General features: G+C 60.1%; 10 protein-coding genes and 8 pseudogenes. 9 read left to right on the forward strand and 9 right to left on the reverse strand.

Annotated elements, in window-relative coordinates; all coding sequences use genetic code 11:
* Positions 1–142: 142 nt before the first annotated feature.
* From IVA93_RS40115 to IVA93_RS40130, 3 pseudogenes are all read right to left on the reverse strand, one after another.
* Positions 143–1,233, reverse strand: a pseudogene (locus IVA93_RS40115) (recombinase family protein); the annotation flags it as partial.
* 255 nt (positions 1,234–1,488) lie between these two features.
* Positions 1,489–2,003 (reverse strand): annotated as a pseudogene (locus IVA93_RS40125) (transposase); the annotation flags it as partial.
* A gap of 1,102 nt (positions 2,004–3,105) precedes the next feature.
* Positions 3,106–3,297: pseudogene (locus IVA93_RS40130) on the reverse strand (IS256 family transposase); the annotation flags it as partial.
* Between the two features lie 291 nt (positions 3,298–3,588).
* On the opposite strand from IVA93_RS40130, the pseudogene IVA93_RS40135 reads away from it, so the two are divergent.
* Positions 3,589–5,530: pseudogene (locus IVA93_RS40135) on the forward strand (glycosyltransferase family 2 protein).
* A 406-nt stretch (positions 5,531–5,936) separates the two neighbouring features.
* Positions 5,937–6,342, forward strand: a pseudogene (locus tag IVA93_RS40140) (recombinase family protein); the annotation flags it as partial.
* Here IVA93_RS40140 and IVA93_RS40145 read toward each other — a convergent pair.
* Positions 6,338–7,145: pseudogene (locus IVA93_RS40145) on the reverse strand (transposase); the annotation flags it as partial. The pseudogenes IVA93_RS40140 and IVA93_RS40145 sit on opposite strands and share 5 nt — an antisense overlap.
* A 177-nt stretch (positions 7,146–7,322) precedes the next feature.
* On the opposite strand from IVA93_RS40145, the pseudogene IVA93_RS40150 reads away from it, so the two are divergent.
* The 5 genes and pseudogenes from IVA93_RS40150 (at position 7,323) to IVA93_RS40170 (ending at position 12,223) form a co-directional block, all read left to right on the forward strand.
* Positions 7,323–8,590 (forward strand): annotated as a pseudogene (locus IVA93_RS40150) (IS256 family transposase).
* Positions 8,591–9,223: 633 nt separating this feature from the next.
* Complete coding sequence (locus IVA93_RS40155) at positions 9,224–10,114, forward strand: SAM-dependent methyltransferase (RefSeq protein ID WP_256469182.1); 891 nt, start codon at positions 9,224–9,226, stop codon at positions 10,112–10,114.
* Complete coding sequence (locus IVA93_RS40160) at positions 10,111–11,061, forward strand: TauD/TfdA family dioxygenase (RefSeq protein ID WP_247365960.1); 951 nt, start codon at positions 10,111–10,113, stop codon at positions 11,059–11,061. The genes IVA93_RS40155 and IVA93_RS40160 overlap by 4 nt, the downstream gene beginning before the upstream one ends.
* Positions 11,062–11,164: 103 nt before the next feature.
* Positions 11,165–11,407 carry a hypothetical protein gene (locus tag IVA93_RS40165; protein ID WP_247365962.1) on the forward strand — a complete coding sequence of 81 codons (243 nt, stop codon included), beginning with the start codon at positions 11,165–11,167 and terminating at the stop codon, positions 11,405–11,407.
* Between the two features lie 51 nt (positions 11,408–11,458).
* Positions 11,459–12,223, forward strand: a complete 765-nt coding sequence (locus IVA93_RS40170; RefSeq protein ID WP_247365963.1) for an SAM-dependent methyltransferase — start codon at positions 11,459–11,461, stop codon at positions 12,221–12,223.
* 12 nt (positions 12,224–12,235) lie between these two features.
* On the opposite strand, the gene IVA93_RS40175 is transcribed toward IVA93_RS40170, so the two are convergent.
* The 4 genes from IVA93_RS40175 to IVA93_RS40195 form a co-directional block, all read right to left on the reverse strand.
* Positions 12,236–14,236, reverse strand: coding sequence for a prolyl oligopeptidase family serine peptidase (locus tag IVA93_RS40175; RefSeq protein WP_256469941.1), 2,001 nt, complete (start codon positions 14,234–14,236; stop codon positions 12,236–12,238).
* Between the two features lie 403 nt (positions 14,237–14,639).
* Positions 14,640–15,230, reverse strand: coding sequence for a hypothetical protein (locus IVA93_RS40185; protein ID WP_247365967.1), 591 nt, complete (start codon positions 15,228–15,230; stop codon positions 14,640–14,642).
* Between the two features lie 59 nt (positions 15,231–15,289).
* Positions 15,290–16,576, reverse strand: a complete 1,287-nt coding sequence (locus IVA93_RS40190) for a glycosyltransferase (RefSeq protein ID WP_247365970.1) — start codon at positions 16,574–16,576, stop codon at positions 15,290–15,292.
* A 1-nt stretch (position 16,577) separates the two neighbouring features.
* A complete protein-coding gene (locus IVA93_RS40195; RefSeq protein ID WP_247790104.1) occupies positions 16,578–17,477 on the reverse strand; it encodes a hypothetical protein in 900 nt (299 codons plus the stop codon).
* Positions 17,478–17,996: 519 nt separating this feature from the next.
* On the opposite strand from IVA93_RS40195, the gene IVA93_RS40200 reads away from it, so the two are divergent.
* Positions 17,997–19,274, forward strand: coding sequence for a glycosyltransferase family 4 protein (locus IVA93_RS40200; RefSeq protein WP_247365802.1), 1,278 nt, complete (start codon positions 17,997–17,999; stop codon positions 19,272–19,274).
* 181 nt (positions 19,275–19,455) lie between these two features.
* A pseudogene (locus IVA93_RS40205) lies at positions 19,456–20,560 on the forward strand (IS3 family transposase); the annotation flags it as partial.
* A gap of 551 nt (positions 20,561–21,111) precedes the next feature.
* On the opposite strand, the gene IVA93_RS41525 reads toward IVA93_RS40205, so the two are convergent.
* A complete protein-coding gene (locus tag IVA93_RS41525) occupies positions 21,112–21,696 on the reverse strand; it encodes a PilZ domain-containing protein (protein ID WP_524536892.1) in 585 nt (194 codons plus the stop codon).
* Positions 21,697–21,795 lie beyond the last annotated feature (99 nt).

Here is a 21,795-nt window from a genome sequence, read left to right on the forward strand (position 1 = left end):
CCGATCATGATCGCTGGAAATAGCGATCACGATCGGCTGGAAACGATGATCACGATGCTTTGGAATGGGTGATCACGATGGCCTGGAATCGGTGATCACGATCGGCTGGAACACGCAACCGCGCATCAGAACACCCATCTGTCTATGTTGTTGAAGAGAAAAGACTTTGCTGATTGGGATTCGATCCCGTGGGGTATCTTGGGTTCTGTCGCGCTCGTTCGGCGATAGATCGAGCAGCAGTTGTTATCAGCGAGCTGCGGGCGAAGATCCAAGGACCATCCGACAGAGGATGGATGGCTTCGATTCACCGGCTTCAGCGGCCAGCCGGAGCGTCTTGGGCGCGATCTTCAGGAGCTTGGCGGCGTTGCTGAGGTTTAGCTAGGGCTCGATGCCGTCCTCGGCGGGCTTGAACACCGGGATGCGATAGTTCGAGCGCAGCGAGGTAACACGCTCGCGCGTCCAGCGATTGCCGTTACCGGTCTCGAGGCCGTTGCGGTTGAGGAGGCCGGCGATCAGATCGTCGCTGGCGATCAGCACCAGTCGGCGCACAGCCTCGATGATGTTGGCGGAGGTGCTGTTACGCTGCCCGCGCCGGCGCTTGGGCAGGCGTATCTCGCTGTGAACGCCGCCGACCCAGTGGACGATGAGGACGATCTCGGAGGCCGCATCGTCGATATCGGCCACGACCTCATGGATGAGGGTGCGCACAACGCGCTTCTTGAGGCGAGCATCCGTCGTCGGCGCATCCCAGACCGCTTTGAGGTTCGAGGCTAGATCGCCGAGCGAAGCTGGATCGGCAATGGGGACCGGCGTCGCCGCCTCATGCATTGCGATCTTGCCCTCGACCTCCGCCGCGTGAGCGAGCGCCCTGTGCCAGCGCGCTTCAAGCTCGCCCGCCACCAGCCGGTTCGCGGGGTCAGCGGCATCGTACTGCCGGAAGGCCCGGTCGGCGGCATAGCGCGCCGCTTCGAGGTCGCGACTGAGAGCATCGCGCACCTGATCCCGCCGTTCCCTGGCTTCCTTGGCGGCCGCGGTTGCAGCGGCGATAGCGCCCGGACCGACGACGCCAAGCAGCGCTTCCTCGACTGCATCATCGACGCGCAGTCCGCCGAAGCCGATGCAGTGAGGGCCACCATTGTCCATCCAGGCGCGGCTGCAGCTGTAGCGGGGGATATGGTGCTTCATGCCGGAGTATCGGAGTGTGAGCTTGCGGCCGCAGCGCAGCATCCTCATCGCATGCTTCCGATGGAAGCCCGTGATCGCAACGAACTGTCGAGGATGCGGCCCTTTTCGACGCGGCTCGACATGCTGTAGCGCCGCGCCAAAGCAGACTTCAGTTCCTTGCGCGTCGCCATACTCAATCGCCTCATCGTTGTCCCTGCGCTCCCTTGCCATTGGGGAGCAATTTACGTGAGGCAACAACTCAGCATTCAGGAACATTTCTGGCGACGCAATGCGCTTCCCATCCAGATTGTCGCGCTATATCGGCGACAGATCGCGCCTCTGCCACGCGGCGTGCTCGTCGAGCCAGCCATCCTTCAGGCGACCGATGGCGGAGGCCGACAACCCGGCAGCATCCTTGCCGAGCAGCGCAGCCAGCGCCTCGGAGAAGTCGCCGGTCGAGATACCCTTCAGGTAAAGGATCGGCAGCAGCGTCTCGATCGACTTCGACCGGCGCATGTAGGACGGCAGGAGCGCCGGCGAGAACCGGATGCGGCCAGGATCGGCGGCGTCCGCTTCGCGATCGCGTACACGCGGCTGGCGGACGGCGACCGGACCGATGCCGGTCATCACCTCGCGCTCCGGCAGGTGACCGTGGCGGACGACGCGCTGGTGGCCGTCCCGGGTCTTCAAATCGGCAAATCGGCATGGCCGAGAAAATCTGCAACCTCGGCCTCGACCGCCTGGGCCAGCAGGGCACACGCCCCATTGCGCAAGACTTCTGTGAGTTGATCGTCGAAGATTTCTGGCTGAATCAGATGGATGACGTTATCGTTGGACACGGCATATCGCTCCTTCGGTGGAGAAGTGGAGGCGTCAAGCACCCCCACGATATGCCGCCTTTCCGATTCCCGCCGTCACCAACTTTGGGTGATAGCTCAAGCCCGATCCGTATAATCAGCTTCGGCGCGAAGAGCTGACTGTTTTCCGACGAACACCGCGGTAAGAACACTTGCAAAATGGTCGACCAGCCTCTGAAGTCGCGGGATGCGTCGGCGCCCATTGTGGCTGCGCCGGAACGGTGATCGCGACTAGGGGCACCCACGCTCGTTCGAGCGTCACCGGATCACGCAGCTGGGCGGCTGTGTCGGTGCGGATGTCCAGCCACTCGAACGAGCGACCATTGACGACGACAAGCTGAGCGGGGCGGACTGTGGCAAAATGATCTCGACGGAAAACCTCTATCATGCGACAGACTCGATCTCGACCCGGATGCTACCGAGTGAGTTCAAGATGATGTCGCCGACCTGTTCAACTACAGAAAGTCGGGGCTTGACATTCATGGAGCCAGGGACAAAGAGGTCCGCCCCAGCATCCAAAGCTTTCATGCTACGTTAGAAACAGTAGGGGGCCCAAAGCTCTCGCCAGAAGATGTGTAACCTTCTCTTGAAGGCTTAGGCGGTCATTTGGACGTCAATGGCAAGCTTGGCTCTGACGCAGTTTGCGTGCGGCTCCGATTACCTGCGGGTACAAACTCGGCACTAGAAGAGCTTCCGAACAGCCCACCACCAACCGACGAGAACCGCGATGAAGAGGATCGCAGCAATCCCCAGCGCGACATATTCCATGGCTTTGCTCCGCTGATCTGGTGTTATTGTAAGAGTTCCGGGAGCGGGTTGCATTCTCAACGCCCGATCCTCAGGCATCACCATCAGTCCAATGGTGCGCGATGCTGCGAGAAGTGAGCAAGTTCTGTGCCGGACAGAACGCAGGCCACAATTGCTAGGAAGATAGCGGTAGTCCTGCTTTGCATCTGGGCCGACAGCACAAGGTTCGACTGGGAGCAGGAAGGGGGCATAGTCCTGTTTGCGAGTTGCTCGTTTGGTCCGCCGGACTGGCGACGTCTCGGAGCTATCGCCAAATTTTGGTGACGGCCGGAGCCGGTCAGGCGGCGGCGATTATGGGCTGACGGTCGGCCGGCTTGGCGATGACCTCGATCCCATCATTGAATGTCACACCGAGAACGAGTTTTGGCAACTGGTTGTGGCCATCGAGACGACGCCAGCTTCTCTGCGCGGCCTCGAGCAGTTTGAAGACCGTCGCGAGTGCCGTCTGGTTGGACAGGCAGCCCTTCGATCAGAGCTGGCCCCGGTTGTTTGGACAGCGCCCCGCGGGATTTAAGTGGATTCCTGCCGGGTTATGCTGAACGCGGGGCCTTACGATTTTGTCGTTGCGTCGGGAGGGCGTAGCCCGACCAGAGCGACGACAAAAATCGTCGGCGACGGTCATGACGCCTTGAATGCCGGAGAATGCGTCCGGCGGCTCTTCTTCGTCATCTTCGCTCCTGATTCGCGGCAAGAATCCTCGCCGCTGTCAGGCAGAAAATCCACTCAAGCTACTGTCCGAATTTGCGGAGCCAGCTCTGCCATGATCCGCGCGCTGACACCGTGCCTTATTGCGCTCGGGTTCTGCCTTGCCATCCTTCCCTGGCTCCGGCGCGAGAACTCCACGGCGCGTTCACTGATGATTTCAATCGTGTTGCTGCTCACGGTCCGTTATTTTGGATGGCGCGTTACGGCCACGGTTCCGCCCGTCAGCTGGACCACCGATTTCGCCTTGGGATCTCTGTTCCTCATCGCCGAGGCTGCATCGCTTGCGGCGGGGGCCCTGTCGCTGGTGTTTCTCAGCCGCACGACCGATCGAACATCGCAAGTCGAAGCCAACAGGCAGTGGCTTGCCGGACGGCACGCACCGCTGATCGACGTATTTATTTGCACCTATAACGAGGAAATTTCGATCTTGGAGCGCACGATCGTCGGCGCAACTGGAATGAACTATCCTAACTATCGGGTTTGGGTGCTGGACGACGGGCGGCGCCGCTGGCTCCAGAAGCTTGCAGGCGAGCTCGGCTGCCGCTATCTGGCGCGGCCCGACAACAAGGACGCCAAGGCCGGCAACATCAACCACGCTCTGCGGCATGTGACGGGGCTCGCCGATCCCCCCGACTTTATTTCGATCCTCGACGCCGATTTCGTTCCCATGCCCGAATTTCTCGCTCGCGCGATGTGCCTGTTCCGCGATCCTGGCGTAGGCGTGGTGCAAACGCCTCAGCATTTCATCAATGCGGATCCGATCCAAACCAACTTGGCCGCCACCAAGGTCTGGCCTGACGAGCAGCGCTTCTTCTTCGATATTCTGATGCCAGCGAAGGACGCGTGCGGCGTGGCTTTCTGTTGCGGCACGTCGTCAGTTGTCAGACACTCGTCACTTGTGAAAATTGGCGGCTTTCCGACCGATTCCGTGACGGAGGATTATCTACTGACGCCGCGGCTGAAGGAAATTGGCGCGCGCACGGTGTACCTGAACGAGCGTCTGACCTTGGGGTTGGCCCCCGAGGGACTCAAGGAGTACATCACCCAGCGCAGCCGATGGTGTCTTGGCTTCATGCAGATCTTTCGCGGGCGTAGTGGCCCTTTTTCCCGAAGATCGCAGCTGGATGTTATCGACAGGCTGTCTCTCATCGAAGCATTTATGAGTTGGACCTCGACCTATGTCGTCAAGGTATTCGGTCTCGTCGTTCCGAGCCTCTATCTCCTCTTCGGCGTTGAAGCCGTCCAGGCGGATCTTTTCGAACTCCTCGGATATTTCCTACCCTTCTATGTCTGGTATTCGCTCACCATGGCCTGGATTTCCCGCGGACGCTCCATGGCGGTGATGTCGGAATGTCGCTCAATACATTGCACTGCCGGCGGTTCTCAAGGCCGTGGCGGCGGGGCTGCTCCAGACGCAGGGACACAAATTCAAGGTCACCGCGAAGGGCGGGGATCGCGACCAACGCTTCATCGAATGGTCACTGCTCAGGGTATACGGCACCGCATTGGCGATTACGCTCGCCGGTATCGGCTATGCCTTCGTGCTTCATGTGCAAGGTGACATGATCGCCTATGGCGGCTTGGCGCTCGCCTGGAGTTTGTACAACGCGATCATTCTGATGATCGTCTGCCTGGTGTCTATCGAGCAGCCGCGGCGACGGAAAGCCGAGCGGTTCGAGCGAACTGAGCTGGTTCTTTTGAATATCGGTGGGCGGTCCGGCATCTACCGTTTGGCCGATATGTCGATCACGGGCGCCCGCTTCGTGAGCAACAATCCCCCACCTGTTGGCGCTGCCTCATTGTACTCTTCGGGACAGAACTGTCGCCGCTCTGGTCGTGCGGCGCACTGGGGATGGATTTGCGATCCGGTTCGATGAGACCCTCAACACGCGCATTGAACTCATCGAGCTTTCTGTTGTGGTGGCTACGTCACCGCATTCACCCGCATACGCGCCGTCCCCCTCGGCAAAGCAATAATGATGCGGATTTTCGGGTGACTACGTTTGCCTGCAATATCGATGGCCCAAGGCTTCGCCGCTACTCAGGCGGCTGCATAGAAGGGTTGGACAGTATGAGTCTGCTGATTGGCGGCAAGAGCAAGCCACAACGGAGAGCGTCGCGGCAGATCAGGGCCATTTGAGAACCAACGCGCTCGCCATTGAAACTGAGCAATATTGACCAGCGAATCGGTGTCTCTAAGAGCATGTATCCTTGGGGTAGCGCTGTCGGGAGGAAGGAATGATCGCGAGCGAAAGCCGCCCACCTTTTGGCCCTAGAGTCCGGACGACGAGATGCGAATGAGGGTCGCCCTTCGCTCTCTCGAAAAAAGAGAATATAGAGCTAAAAGAGCTGGTCGTCCGCCTTTCGGAGACCTTCCTTCGATATGTCGAAGGGCGGCGCTGAGTTCGCGGCGCGGGTTTCGAGCGGATGGTCGCAGAGGTATGCCTCGGCAAGGTTGGCCCGGTGTGCGCACGAGAAGTGTCGCGCTTTACCCGCAATAGCCGGGGCTGGCAGCAACTCACCGAGATGTGTGGCGTCGTCGATGCGGTGCGGGTCGATCAGGACGCATCTACGCACCTCGGCACGGCAATGACCGGCTGCTGCTCGGCCTCAAGGGCAGTCTTAACGAGTACGAGCTCGATCTGCTGCGTCAGCGCTCGCTATGGGCTACGGCGAGCTGGTAGTGACGGCCCCGCTTGGCTTCGTCAAGGCAGGTGATCGCTACGAGAAGGATCCAGATCGGCGCGTGCAAGAGGCCATTGCGCTTGTCTTCGACAAGGTCGCGGAGCTTGGCAGCGCGCGCCAAGCGCCTTGATGTTGTAGGCATAGGCAGGTCCGCGGCGGCTACCTTTCTGTTGTGGATGTCCGGCTTGAAGTTGCATTGCGCGGATCTTGTTGACGACCAGCGCTGGGCGCGCCCACAGGTAATCTTAGCGGTTCGTCAACAAATGCCAGCAGAGCACAGTGAGCTTGCGAGCCACGGCCACCGCGGCGATCTGATGGCCGCGCCGGGGCGTGGATGTGGACGAAAGAGCATGCAGTGAGCCGGGCGCGTTGGCCGCTGCCCAGGCCGTCGACCAGCATGGCGCGCGCATGACCGCGGCCGATCTTGCTGATGCGGCCGTGGCGGGCCGCTCCGAGCTCGGGACTGCCGCACCCGCCGGTTCAGCCCGAAATAGCTCCCAGCTTGTGCGGGCTGTTGAACCGGCCGATGTCGCCGATCGCCGCCACGATCCCGGCGGCGAGCGCAGATTGACGCCCGTGATTGTTATCAATCTGTTGACCGCGGGATCGTCCATGGCGTCCTGCGCGATCTCGCAGTCGAGCAGGGCCAGGTCTTCCGTAAACCGGTCAAGCTCGCGGACGTGCCGATCGATGGCTGCGCATTCATCGTCCGGCAACTGTTGAGCGGCCAACCACGCCCGGCTGCGGGCGTTGAAAAGATCGGCATGCGGGCACTTCGGGATCAGGTGCGCGTGCAGGATCGGATGCACCCGTTCTTGAGGCGCGTGCGATGCCGCACGAACTGATAGCGACGCGCCACCAGCCTGCGCTTGCATTGGTCTCGGCGTCCGGCGTCCATATCTGCGGCAGATACCCGGCCGCCTGCAGACCCGTTCCGCTGCGGTGCGCTGTATCGTGGTACGGTGCGACCGTCGGGATAGAGGCACCGGGAGCACGATGTGCCGGGGGGATGTCCCGGGTTGTGTTGAAATCCTGAAGAGGTCGGCGTTGCCCACCTTGAGCCGGTAGGCTCGGGGTGCTAATTCCACAAAGGAGAGCAACGCCATGACGAGAGATATCACACCGGCTGGTTCGCCGGCGACCGGGGCTGTGGACGAAGCGTTTGCAGAAGTGCGGGCGAGCTTTGATCGGTTCTGCCTTGCGGCGGGGATCGAGGCGCTCGGCACGATGATGGCGGCGGATGTCACGGCGGCCTGCGGGCCGCGCCACGGTCGCGGCGCGGCGCGGCGGGCGCACCGTTAGGGCCAACGCGGGGACGGATCGGCTTCCACGGCGGCAAGATCGAGGTCGAGCGCCCGCGGGTCCGGGGCGTGGGGCGAGGTCACGATCCCGAGCTGGGAAACGGCGGCGCAGGAGGACTGGCTCGGTCGCTGGGCGATGAACCTGATGCTGATCAATGTGTCGACGCGCCGGTTTGGCCGCGCCGTCCGGCTGCCCGAGGGTGACGTGCCGGCACCGCCCGGATCGGGGGTTTCGAAGTCGGCGGCCTCGCGGAGGTTCGTCGCACTGTCGGCGGCGCGGCTGGCCGACTTCATGGCTGCCGATCTGTCCGCGCTCGACCTTCTGGTGGTCCAAATCGACGGGCTGCATCTCGGCGACGATCTCGTGCTGGTCGCCGCGATCGGGGTTGACGGCGAAGGCAACAAGCATCCGCTGGCGCTGGTGGAAGGGGCGACCGAGAATGCCGCAACGGTTCAGGCCCTGCTCGACAACCTGGTCTCGCGCGGGCTCGACCCGGCGGTGCCAAGACTGTTCATCGCCGACGGCGCGAAGCCGTTGTCGAAGGCGATCCGCCGCACCTTCGGTCCGGCCGCTGCGATCCAGCGCTGCCAGATCCACAAGGCGCGCAACATCATGGAACGCCTGCCGAAAGAGCATCATGCGGCCACCCGTCGGGTGCTGCGCCAGGCCTGGGAGCTCGATGACGCCGACAAGGCTGAAAAATTGACCGCAATCTCGCGTGTCGACTCGACCAGCAATGGCCCGGCGTAGCGGCCAGCATCCTCGAAGGCCTCGACGAAATCCTGACGGTCGTCCGGTTGAAGCTGCCGAAGGAGCTTCGTCGATCGCTCGCCTGTACCAACATCGCCGAGAACATGATGGGCACCATTCGCCGCGTCACGCGCAACGTCAAACGCTGGCGGGATGCCGGTATGGCCTTGCGGTGGCTCGCGGCTGGCATGATCGAGGCCAACAAGGGCTTCCGACGATTGAAGGCGCATAAGCAATTGTCGGTTCTGCGTGCGGCTCTTCAAGCTCACCACAATCGCATGACGATCAACCCCGTTGCCCACGTCACCAGGGCCGCGTAACATTCATTCCGGCAACGTCGGCCCGGCCTAGTTCAACAGCGATCGGGACATCCCCTCAAACCGGCAGCAGCTCACTTCTCAACCGAAAAATCCTTGGGCCAACCAATCCTGGTAGGCGCCTCGCGGGTCTTTTCGGAGCTACATTTCGACGCAGGTGCAGGGACGTAAATGAATGAAAGGCGCGTGATTTGGCCTGTTGTCGGTTTCTCTCTCGATCTCACTCTATCACTAACTTGGTGGGTCGGCGTTACGAGCGATGGCGTTCGTGCGGAAGACAGTGCCCTTGTTGAAAGCGGTGAGACGGGGGAGGAAATCGTCGCCAAGGTCACTTCATCCGAGGGGAAGGGAGGGTGGCCGAAAGAAAGCGTGTTGGTTCGATTTGAGGTCGCAAGCACGGTTACCAGGGCTCCCAGAGGCCCTGATGAAGGTGAAGCAAGATAAGGTGTCGAATGCGGCGCACGATGAGACGACCAGCAGATGATGAGCGAGGGCGCGCGGTGTGCCGGTAATCACGAAGAAAACGTTCAGCGGCCCACGTCGAAGGCCGAGAGCAATCCAAAAGAGTGGCTTCTATGAAGCGGAAGTCTTTGTTGTTGCACACGGACAATAGCTTTTTACATCGGAGCGCCGAATATGTCTGCACCACCCAAACTTGGCGTCCTGGCTATCATCGGAACCGGGATCCAAGGAGGACGGCACTTGACTGGAGAAGCGGTCGCGCGGATCAAGAATGCCGATGCGGTCATGTTCTGCGTCTCCGAGCCACTAACCCGTGACTGGTTAGTTGAGCTGCGCCCAGACGCCGAGGATCTCTCGCGCTTTTACGCGGATGGCAAGGATCGGCGCGCCACGTACGAGGAGATGGTTGAGAGCATGCTCGAGCCAGTTCGGCTGGGCAAGTCCGTCACGGCGGCGTTCTATGGGCATCCGGGCGTATTTGTCTCGCCCTCGCATGAAGCCATTAAACGAGCCCGGCGAGAGGGCTATCGCGCCTTCATGCAACCTGCCATCTCCGCGGAGGCCTGCCTTTACGCGGACCTTGGCATCGATCCGGCGGAACATGGCTGCCTGTCCTTCGAGGCTAGCGAGTGGCTCGTTTTCGGACACAAGCTTGATCCGAGCTGCGCCGTAATTTTATGGCAAGTCGATTGCGTCGGGGATGCCAGCTATCAAAGCGAGGGCTATAGCGGTGCGCACGTGCCGCTCCTCGTCGAGACCCTGCTAAATTATTACGACGCTCGCCACGTTGGATTTCTCTACCATGCACCCGTGCTGCCGATCGGCCGCCCCAAGGTGTGGTCGGTTGAAATCGGTGAACTGCACGAGGCACTGCGGCGGTATAAAACCGCTGGGACGCTGTTCATTCCACCGGCAGTAGAGCCGCCAGTCGACCTCGATATGGCGCGCCGCCTTGGCATACCCGCGGACGAACTTGACAGGGAGACGCACATGCCTAGCTGGACTATCGATCCGCGATTCCTTATCGTTGCGAGCAACAAGATTGACCCGGAGCCGCAGTTGTGACGGGCGAACCAGCAACTCATGCCTGCGTGGGTAATTTCTCCCAGGGCTTGCTCTGGGACGCCCTTATCAGCACCCGCCCGGAGGTTTGGCGATTTAAGATTCCCTTGCCTCTCCTCGATCCCGCGCCACTAGCGAATGTCTCCGACTCGAACTGGCCAGCGATCGTGCACTCCGATCTTGTGCTCGATACGGAGGACGCGCATGCAGGCTTTTTTCGACGAGTCGAACAAGCGCTTGCGCAGGGGCCCGGGTTCGCGCTGCTCAGTCGTATTCCCGTCGAAAAGCTTTCCTTCCGGGAGGCGCGCTTTCTCCACATCATACTGGCGAAGAGGTTTGGTCGCTTGCGCCCGCAGGATGTGTCAGGATCCTACCTCTGCGACGTGGTCGACCCGGACATGTCCAGCCACATGCACGGGCACGGCCAAATTGAGCTCGGACGACGCTGGAATAACTTGCCCTGCCATACCGATCATGCGTTCGGCCGTGACCCACCGCGCCGCCTTGCCTTCCTCTGCTTCGAAGCCGCCGAGGTGGGTGGCGCGGTGCGGCTCGCTAGTGCGGCAGCACTCCTGGCACGTGTCGCGGCGATCGGCGCCGACTTGGTCGAGGACCTGAGGCGCCCCGTGCCTTTTGACGCAACGCGGCAGATTGACCCGGCTGACGATGCGATCGACGCTGTCTCGATCGTTAGCTCCGATACTGATGGCACTCGGTTGCGTTATCTGTATCATCAGATCGCTCACGCGTCTCTTGACCCGCGACAGCGTGAGGCTGTGGGTGCTTTGGAAACGGCTCTGGTCGAACCCGGGCTCGTTGCCGAACTCCTACTCTCACCAGGAGATGTGCTTTTGATTGACAACGGCGTTGTCTTGCATGGCCGGGGCCCCTACCGCAACAGGCAGGTGCCACGTGCTCCACGCCATCATCTCCGTCTCTGGTTGATTTAGCTCAGGTTTCCGCTCAAGTTGTGCTCCTACCAAGTATGGTAGTTGAGGCTAAGCTGTTGCGACTATACGTTTCTGCGCAAGCTTGATTTCGCAGGAGAGCAACATGGCAGAGTCGAAGCTCTACGATTTTTTGCGCGACCTCAATGACGATTCCAATAAGCTTACCGAGTTCGAGAACGATCCAGAGGCTGCTATGGATGCTGCTGGTCTTGCTAGTGAGGAGAAGGAGGCTGTCAAGAGCGGTGACGAGGAGCGGATCATGCGACAGCTCGGTGCTGAGGGCGCCGGACAGGTAGCCTTTCGCGTAATCCGCATACGTAATATCCGCATTCGATTCGGAGTTTGATCTTTGCGGCGGCTACCGCCGTTGCGTGTCCCCTCCGTGGGAGTGCTGAATGTGGGTTGGCTGACTGTGGTTGGAAGTGGGATTAAATCTCTCGCGCACATGACTCCCGAAGCGGCCGCTTCAATCCGATTTGCCGACAAAGTGCTCTACGGAGCCGGCGAGCCGCTAACAATTGATTGGATCGCGCGCAACGCAAAGTCATCTGAGTGCCTCGACGTGCTTTACGAAGAGGGCAAAGATCGGATGCTGACTTACGGTGCGATGGCGGAGGCGATCCTCTCGTATGTACGCTCGGGTCTCAAGGTCTGCGTCTCATTCGAAGGCCATCCGGGCATCTTTGTCGATGTTGCGCATCGCTGCATCCGAACGGCTCGGGCGGAAGGTTATCACGCGCGTATGCTGCCGGGTATCTCAGCCCAAGATTGTCTCGTGTCGGATGTTCTTATCGACCCTGCCGAATACGGCTGCCAATCCTTCGAGGCTACGGACTTCCTCTTGCGCGGCTACGAGCCGGACATAACAAGCATGCTTGTCCTCTGGCAGGTTGGCTGCATTGGCCTTTCGACCTTCTCGCGCAACCGCCAGCCGAAGAAGAATGTACGCATCCTTACTGAGGTGCTGGAGAGGTATTATGGCGCCGACCATCCAGTGGTCGCCTATCAAGCCGCGCTGTTCTCGGTGTCGTCGCCGAAGATTCTAGAGACGCCGCTTCGCAGCCTCCACGAGCACGATCTCGGCCTCGCGACGCTTTACGTCCCACCACTACGCGAGGGTTTGGTGAATAGAGTTTATCTTGCGCGCTTCGGCATAACGTGAGCACGAGCGCCTTCAGCCGATTAGGCCGCGTTCGACGCCGATCAAAAAGGCGTAAGCTGTCGCAGTGTCTCGGAACTGTTCATACCTGCCCGAACGGCCCAGGTGGCCTGTGTCGAACTCAGTCTTTAGGAACTGCACGCCGCTCCCGGTCGACATAGTTCTCATGCGTGCTATCCACTTAGCTGGCTCCCAGACGGCCACCTGCGTGTCGTGCAGACGCGCGAGCGCGAGCACGTGCGGGTAGGGCTGAGGTTGGAGTTTCTCATATGGCGCATACGATAGAATGCAGCGACGGTCCGAGGGGTCATTCGGGTCGCCCCACTCGTCGTAGTCTGTTGTCGTGAGCGGAATCGTCGGATCGGAAAGCGAGTTAAGCAAGTCGACAAAAGGCGCGATAGTAACGGCGGCACAGAATAAGTCCGGCCTCGCATTCAGAGCCGCGCCGACGAGTACGCCGCCGGCGCTCTCGCCCATGGCGTAGATATTTGAAGCGAGTCGGACCTCACGCGTGTATTCGGCGCAGGCGATGAAATCGGCGATGCTCGTGGTCTTGGCCCGCCGGCGGCCCGCTTCATGCCAGGCGCGCCCAAGTTCACCACCGCCACGCACATGAGCGATCGCGATCCGAAATCCGCGATCGATCAAGCTGAAGCGCGGTAGCCAGAGATACGGGTCGATGCTGAAGCCGTAGGCGCCGTAGCCGTAGACGAGGGTTGGCCCTGGCTGCCCTCGATCGCCCTTGCGAGACAGGATGGTCAGTGGAACGCGCGCGCCGTCCGGACGGTCAACGCGATGCTCCTCCACCTCATAGTCGTTTTGGTCGAAGTTTCCCGCAGCCCTCTCAAATTTGAGCACTCTAGTCTCTCTCGAGTCCAGATCAATTTGGCAGATTCGGGGAAAGTCGATATAAGTTGACCATTCATATCGGATAGCTCCTGCATCGAGCTCAACATTAGCCTTAAAAGCGATCGAGGCAGGCTTGCGATCGGAGGCGAAAGGCGTTTCGATTGCGATTCCGCTTGGAATGATCCGCCCGCACATTGCACCGTCAACGCGCTCAATCACGGCAATAGTGCCTTGCAGTACTTCGAACTCCTCAAGATAGCATCCAGGCTCCGGCGCCCAAAATGGTCGCCAAGCTTCGATTTCCGTAACGTCGATCGCGGCGCGCATCAGGCGGAAATTCGGGGCATTATAGTTTGTGCGGATAACGAAGTCGACGCCGTCGAATTGGACCTCGTACTCGCATTTCGGTCGGCGCGGCGCAATGAGACGCGCCGGACCAAGGACGTCATCGCTCGTTATGAAACGAACCTCGTCCTCCTCGCCCGAACTACTGCGTATGAAGACAAAATCGTCCCCCTTCGCCAGATAGACGGAGCATGAAAACGCCTCATCTGCTTCATCGTAGACTGTCTCGGAGCTCTGCGGGTCTGCGCCGATCCGATAACGCTTTACCCGCCGCCAGCGCAAAGTTTGAGAGTCCAGTTCAGTATAGAATAAGTTCCGTCCGTCCTTCGAGAAAACCATATTTCCGGACGCGCCGCTGATCGTCTGCGGCAGGACGGCACCCGTCGCAAGATCCTTGAAGCGAATCGTGTACAGCCGTTCACCGGTGACATCGATAGCAAAGGCGAGCAGGCTCGAGCGCCGATCCACGGAAACTAGGATGTCGCACGATGCGTACGACCCTGCCACATCAGCGTAGTCAAGGATCGTTTCGCGACTCTCCGGCATGCGGGATTGCGCACGTTCGAAGCGAGGATATTCCGCGCCTTCGGGGTAGAGAAGGCGATACTCGTATTCGCCATACTTATAGGGCACGCTCTCGATCACACGCGGTGATCGAGAAGCGATCTCCTCAAAGAGTTCTTGCTCAATATCGCGCGCCGGCGCTATGGCCGCCGCGAAGCGAGCATTCTCTTCCTGGAGGAAGAGAAGGAAGCGCGGGTTGGAGACATCGCGCATCCAGGAAAAATCGTCGGCGTCCTTATGACTACTTCGCTGAGCCATAACCCGAAGGCCGTCTACATTTGTGCTAACCAAGGACTGTAGACGCGCTGCGAACACAGTCAAGAGTTCAGTAGTCCTGGCGCAAGTCAGAGCGCCGAGTTAGTGGGTGTACCGATCCTGCTGGACCGCATCGTCCATCGCGCGATGTAGATGGCCATGGCGCCGACCTCGGAGCGCGACTTCCACTCTGGCTCCTACCGCTTCCGTTCCCGAGCGCAGTGATGGCTCTTACTCGAAGGGCCTCTGGATCATCGAAGGTGATCCGCCATCAAACCTGCCACCTCGAGGGTACTACGTCTTGCCCGGTAGTCATCTCGAAAACTGCTTCCAATCTGCACCGGCCAATGCTGTACGACGTATTGCCGCATCTGCGAATGTTGCCCTGACGGCGCCATTGCACTGGTCAATGCGACCTCGGCTGATCGGCCGCGCCAAGTGGCTTTTCCGGCTTGCTCGACGAGAGGGCTGTGGGCGGGTCGGGCCCTACATTGCCCGAGCCGTCCACAACCCCGGGCAATGGGGCAGCAGTGGTGGCCTCGCCGAGCCGCTCCTCCGCGACCAACTGCTCGGCCGTCTTCCGTCTAAGCGCCCTCAGCAGACGCTGCACGATCGAATGCTGTCTTGTCCCGAACTCCTCGGGGTATTTCTCGCTGAGCCGGCCGACGATGGCGAGTGCAGTTAACTGCGGTTGCGTAGCGAGCCAGCCCTCGATCGCAGCAATATGCGGGTCGAGCTTGGACGGCAGTTGTCCAATCTTGCCGTGCAGCTTCTCCCGGTCGCTCGTGTCCTCGCTCGCCCGAGACCCAGCTTTCGAAACTCTCGTGAAATGGTCGAGGGGTCTTCCTTCGCTGGCGAGAATGACGCCCTGGTGGCGAGGGGCTTCACGTTGACGCCGCGGACGTTGATGAACTCGACGGTGTATTCGTCGGCCGGGGTCAGCGTCACACCCGCGCCAAAGGCCCGCGCCGCCTGGTCCAGCAGTTGCTTCTTCCAAGGCATGCATCCATCGGCGCCGTCGCTGTTCGCACACCGCTTACAGCGCGATCCTTGCCTTCAACCCCGCATTGACCTTGCGTCTCGTTTGGCGTCATCATCCACTCCGTCTATCAACCGGAGCAGCGTCTCCAGGCCGTTGGTCGGACAATCAGGGTCCATTTCATTATAGCGCGGCATCGGATTAACGTCGTTTGGCGTTGGAAAGGAAAAGATGTCGCCGTTGTTGGAAAGTGGTGTGACGGTTCCGATGTTTGGCGCCGAATATGCCACGTCGGCTAACCGATCGACGAAGCCGGGCGGAACGAGCGTGTCGGAGTTGAGCAGTACTACGTCGCCCCTCTGGATCTCGTTCAGCGCCCGATTGATCGCGCCGACAAAGCCGAGATTGACCGGGTTCACGAGGAGACGAATCTTGCCTGCCGCTGCAAGCTCGCTCAGATGGCGCTGCAGCTCCACTTCCGGACTAGCATCGTCGATGGCGAGAACCTGAAAGGCGTCCTTATCAGTCCCTCGTGGACGCCTTGCCTTGTCGAGGCTCTCGAAGCATTCGATCGTTGCCCGCGCATCCGCATAGACGGGGACAATAACGGTCGGCAGGTCGACGTTCGCTCCGAGTCTGATGGAAGGATCGCGAGCGGCTCGGAGGTTCATCGTCGAGGTGAGGTTGGGCGCCACGCGTCGAACCTGGACGAGGTCTTCGCCGCATCTCAGCGTCACGATTTGAGCTGTAGTGGACGGTGGCCGCCGAACCAAGAAGGTTGTTGCCTGCACATCTGCGCTCGCCAGGGGGTGAAACGGATTGGGTTCGAAAATGCTCGTCAGCGTGCCGTCTTCGGTTGCAAGGCTCACTTCGACGGAAATGGCGTTGGTCCAGGCGACCCAGCCCGTCACGTGATTGTCGAATACAGAGCAGGCCGCCCAATGGCGGCCCCCGGCACGCCGCAGCTCCGCGATGGCAGCTCGAAGGATAGCCGGACTGCTTTCGCGGCATATGAGTTGAGCGGCTGCGGCCAGTCGCCGTTCGTCGGCAGCCCATGCCAGCATCCGGCGGTTGGCGCCGACATCGTAAGGATCGACAAGAAGCGCCCGCGCAAGATCGGACAGCGCAGCTTCGCTATGTCCAAGCCTCCAAGCGGCTTCGGCGCGGAGAACGAAGCAGTGAGCTGCTGGTGGAGGCGAAACTCGAATGCGTCGATCGGCGTATTTGAGCGCCGTCGCGAACTCCTTCGTGGTCAACGCCTCGGCTGCGAGGCGTTCGAGGGCGATATGCGCGTGAGGCCCGACAAGGAAGGAAACATCGCGAATCTTGCGATGGTGGTCCGACCCAGCCGATCGCTCACCCACGCTACGCGGCTCCATTTTCGGATTGCCCCTGGCCGATGGAGCTCTCTTGGCGCGCCCGGCTGCGGAAGACGCGGACCCGGCTGGAGCCGACCGGCTTTCGAGACGGTTTTGCGGGAACGAGGACATTGTCCGGGGCTGCTAATCGGTTGACGCCGATTCGAATGCCAACCAGAGGCTCGCGGCTGGTCGGCCCCGACAGAACGACGCGTTTACCGACGGCGCGCAAGGTCGGCGCGTTCAAGAACGTCGCTTCCGCCACGCACTCGAATCCCGCGGCTCCACTAATTTCCAGCACGACGCCTGTAATAGGCAAGGCTCGTCCACGCGTACCGGCATAGGTCCCGAGCGACACCATTTTGCCACTCCCTGCCTGGCCAATGGGGACTTGGACCGCATAGCGAATATCGAGACCCGCCGGCTTCTCCGGCCATTCAAGGGCAATTCCTTCGATGCGCGATGGGGCCGTTGGACCTGCAATCCATGCGTTAGGCGCGACGACAACATCGCCGCGACCTGCGACGTGTCCGAGGATCTTGAGACCGTCCATTGCAACATTTGCGTGCATGGCCGCGCTCTCACCTTGCGCAGCGAGCGGCGCTCGGCCGGACTGAATCGGCTCGATACGAACCATGGCCGCGCGCGATCCCCCGGGTCGCTTCGGCTGAACCTGAATCTGCAACGTGCCAGGTGTGTTGACCCGGACCATCAGGCCCGAATTCGGCTCCCAAAGTGTCGGCTCGGTTGCGTCGGGATGCATGATGAACTCCATGCGCCCTTCATGTCCCTGCGTCGGTACAACTGTCACGTGCGGCGGCGAAGCGAGATCGTCCGCACTCTTGTAGCTCACGAAGAAGAGTCCCCGATCTAAACTTACGACCTTCTGCTGCTCAACATCATCCATCGTTGCCCCCAATCAGATTCGATGAACCAAAGAGTTTTTCTTCTCGCTTGACGATCTTGCGTGATCCCCTGAGATTCGGAGCGTCGCTGCGACGACCGGTCCGCGAACAAGATGCCTTAGGGAACGCTTCTCAAGCGAGCGGCGGGACGCCAACCCGGGCAATAGAGATCGGCGTATGCATTCGGCTTCTGCACTGAGCCGCTCCGGTATCTGACGAAGCCTTTCGTTCTCGTGCCTCAGCAGCACGATAACGCCCGGGATATCATCGGGGTCGATCAAATCGGAACGGCGGCTTTGTGACTCAGAGTTGACGCGGAATTGCTTGGTGCTCATCAGAATGCTCACAATTTAACGCGCATTTAAGCAGCTTATCATAGACAACACGGCAGGGAAACAACCAAAGCTGTCATGCGTTTGTCACGTTCACTTAATCTGTGACAGCAGAATACAATTTAAGCCCTCGAATCGGAAACTGCCGGACGCACCTGTTTGCGTTGATCACGCCCAGAGCTTTTGCCAATGAAAATTCTTTTCGTTCACAACAATTTTCCGGCGCAGTACCGCAACATAGCGGCTGCCTTGGCCAGGGAGCCTGGCTTCGAGCTCGTTGCCATCGGCGCACCGACTTCAAGACCGATGCCATCCGTAAGATTGGTCCGATATGCACTTCCAAAAGCTGAGGTGTCGGGAACGCATCCGTTTGCGCGACGCTTCGATCTTGAGTGCCGACGCGCAGAGCAGGTGCTGTACAGTCTTTCGAGCTTACAAACGTCCGGGTTTTCGCCGGATATGATCCTCGCCCATCCCGGATGGGGCGAGACGCTGCCGCTGCGTACGATGTTTCCCAAGGCACGTTTGCTCATCTATTGCGAATTTTTCTACGGGCCCGAGGGGCGTGACGTCGGGTTTGACCCGGAATTTCCGGTGCCCGGAGTTGATGGCCATATTGGTCTTGATGTGAAGAATGCGACGACTCTGCTCGCGCTCGAGGATTGCGAAATGGGGATCTCGCCAACGAGATGGCAAAAATCGACCTTTCCCCCACATTATCAAAGCAAGATCGACGTGATCCATGAGGGCATCGACACTGCCCGCATGCGGCCGAACCCCCATGCGCGCCTGACACTACCGAATGGCCAGTACCTTCGCCCTTCCGACGAGGTTGTGACGTTTGTCGCGCGAAATCTCGAGCCGTTAAGGGGCTACCATATCTTTATGCGGGCACTGCCGGAGATCTTGAGACGGCGGCCGAACGCGCAGATCATCATCATCGGCAGGACCGGCGTGTCCTACGGTCTGCCGCCACCGACGGGTACGACCTGGAAGTCAACGTTCCTTGCTGAGGTGCGTGATCGCCTCGACTTGTCCCGTGTACATTTCGTGGGCGGCGTCCCGTACGACACCTTTGTTACCGCCCTTCAGGTCTCATCCGCACACGTCTATTTTACGTATCCCTTCGTACTGTCCTGGTCGATGTTGGAAGCGATGAGTGCAGGATGCCTAGTGATCGGTTCTGACACGGCGCCAGTACGCGAAATCATCCGCCCCGGCGAAAACGGTTTGCTTGTCCCATTCTTCGCGGTGGACGAACTTTCCGAACGGATTATTGAAGCGCTGACACAGCCGACAAGGTTCTCCGAGCTGCGCGCGACCGCCCGCCACTACGTGATCGATCATTATGATGCGGAGCAGGTCTGCGTGCCGCGGATGCGTCTTCTTCTGAATCAAAGAAGGGGTGTGCCTCCTCCGGGTGGCATTTGCGGCTACGCACCGGCCGGTTGCAATGAAGCCGGTTGAACGAGCCGCACTTCTGACCAGACCTCCAAGCTCACGCGCCGTCTAATTGGGGCCAGCCCGCCATCTCCACAGGAGCCGCGCCAACGTATCCGGAGAGCTGGCTCCGCAAATTCGGACAGTAGCTTGAGTGGATTTTCTGCCTGACAGCGGCGAGGATTCTTGCCGCGAATCAGGAGCGAAGATGACGAAGAAGAGCCGCCGGACGCATTCTCCGGCATTCAAGGCGAAGGTTGCTTTGGCTGCGGTCAAAGGCGACAAGACGGTGGCGGAGCTGGCGCAACTGTTTGATGTCATCCGAACCAGATCACGATCTGGAAAAGCCAGCTCCTGGAAGGCGCCGCCGGCGTGTTTGGGCATGACAAGGCATCGGCCGAGACGCCGGTCGATTTGAAGGCGTTACATGCCAAGATCGGCGAGCTGGCGTTGGAAAACGATTTTTTGTCCGGCGCGCTCACCAAGGCGGGCCTGCTGAGCGCAAAGCGATGATCGACCGCGGTCATGATCTTTCTATCGTGCGCCAGGCGAAGGTCCTGAAGCTGGCTCGCAGCACGGTCTACTATGAACCTCGGCCAGTTTCGGCCGAGGACCTTGCCTTGATGCGTCGGCTCGATGAGCTGCATCTCGATTATCCCTTCGCGGGAGCGCGTATGCTGCGATCGTTGCTGCGGCGGGAAGGCGTATACGCCGGTCGCCGCCACATCGCGACGCTGATGAAGCGCATGGGGATCGAGGCGGTCTATCGTCGCCCGAACACGAGCAAGCCGGCACCGGGTCACAAGATCTACCCGTACCTGTTGCGCGGATTGAAGATCGAGCGGCCCGACCAGGCGTGGGCAATGGACATCACTTACATTCCGATGCGGCGTGGCTTCGTCTATCTCGCGGCGGTCGTCGATGTGTTCAGCCGACGGGTCCTGGCCCATCGCGTCTCGATCACAATGGAGGCGGCCTTCTGCGTCGAAGCGGTCCAGGAGGCGTTGGCGAAGCACGGCAGGCCCGAGATTTTCAACACGGACCAGGGCAGCCAGTTCACCAGCCTCGAGTTCACCGATGTGCTGCTGGACGCGAAGATCGCCATCAGCATGGACGGCAAGGGCGCCTGGCGCGACAACGTGTTTGTCGAGCGGCTCTGGCGCACGGTCAAATACGAAGAAGTTTATCTCCGCGCCTACGACAGCGTGTCCGAGGCGCGAGCGCCAATTGCCAAGTATCTGGCCTTCTACAATCAGGGACGCCCTCACTCGAGCCTTCACGGGCGCACGCCCGATGAGGCTTACTGGTACGCAAGCTATGGTGATGGCCGCATGACCGTCGCCGACGATTTTTGTCGTCGCTCTGGTCGGGCTACGCCCTCCCGACGCAACGACAAAATTGTAAGGCCCCGCGTTCAGCATAACCCGGCAGGAATCCACTTAAATCCCGGGGGGCGCTGTCCAAACAACCGGGGCCAGCTCTGCGCTACACCAGCCAGACCAGCAATATCACGGTTGTCACCACATCGCAGACGGCCGATTCGAGCGTCGCCAATGCGCGCGTTCTGCTCGAATTCGATAACAGCGCATCGCCGACGCTCAACACCGATCTGACGGTCGAAGTCACCTGCAACGGCGGTACGAACTGGACTGCGGCATCTCTATCGTCGGTTTCGACCAACGGACAGGGTGGGCGCAAGATCGTTGAAACCGCTGACCAGGCGTGCACAGGAGGAACATCGTTCGCGGCGCGCATCAAGACGTTCAACAACAAGAACATTCCGATCTACGCGGTGAGTCTCACGGTGCGCTGAGGTGCCGGCCGGCCCGTGTGAGCTGAGGGCTCCAGCACGCGGGGGGCGATTTTAGCGCAAAGGGGACCTTCTATCTGGCTCCACGAGGTTTGAATAACGGTCCGTGTCTTGGAATTCCACGCCGATGAAGTCGCCTTGTCGCCAAACGAGACGACAAGGGTGGGCGGTGCGAAACTCATTGAAGGAAATCGAAAACTCGGTCGGCAGAATCGTGAGCCCATTAAGCTGAATGCCGGCGCCCCTAACGGAGAGATCGCGTACGAGGCAGGGCTCGGAGGTGATGTGGCCCGCAATTGAGAGAAGAACATCTCGCCACACCGACTGCCTTTCAATCGACCGTCGGGAACAACGCTTTCCTTCCCATTGACGGACCCTCTTTTGCAACTTCTTGAGCTCCCGATACTGGTGCTGCAGACTCACGCTCTCCTCCGCTTTTGTTGGTGCTTCCCACAGGTTCCGGACGCGATAGGTTATACTAGAGCTACCATCAAGTTGAGGGAATTCCGGATAACTACCGTTCGTAGTACGGCTGTTATCCCAGAACGGTTTGGGGTGCCAACCGGACAAACAAGGCCATTGCAACGTTGGCCGTGGCCCCGGCGCTGAAGGCGACACAACCGTACACGCCGGCAGCACGCGAACAAGGTCTTACGGATCGCCTTCATCGCCAGAAGGTTATCGAGCGGAACCGCAAAAGCGACGATCAGGGCCGATCTTCGAATCCAATCCGGATAT

Origin of the sequence: Bradyrhizobium sp. 155, assembly GCF_023101105.1 — a bacterium.
Classification (GTDB): domain Bacteria; phylum Pseudomonadota; class Alphaproteobacteria; order Rhizobiales; family Xanthobacteraceae; genus Bradyrhizobium; species Bradyrhizobium canariense_D.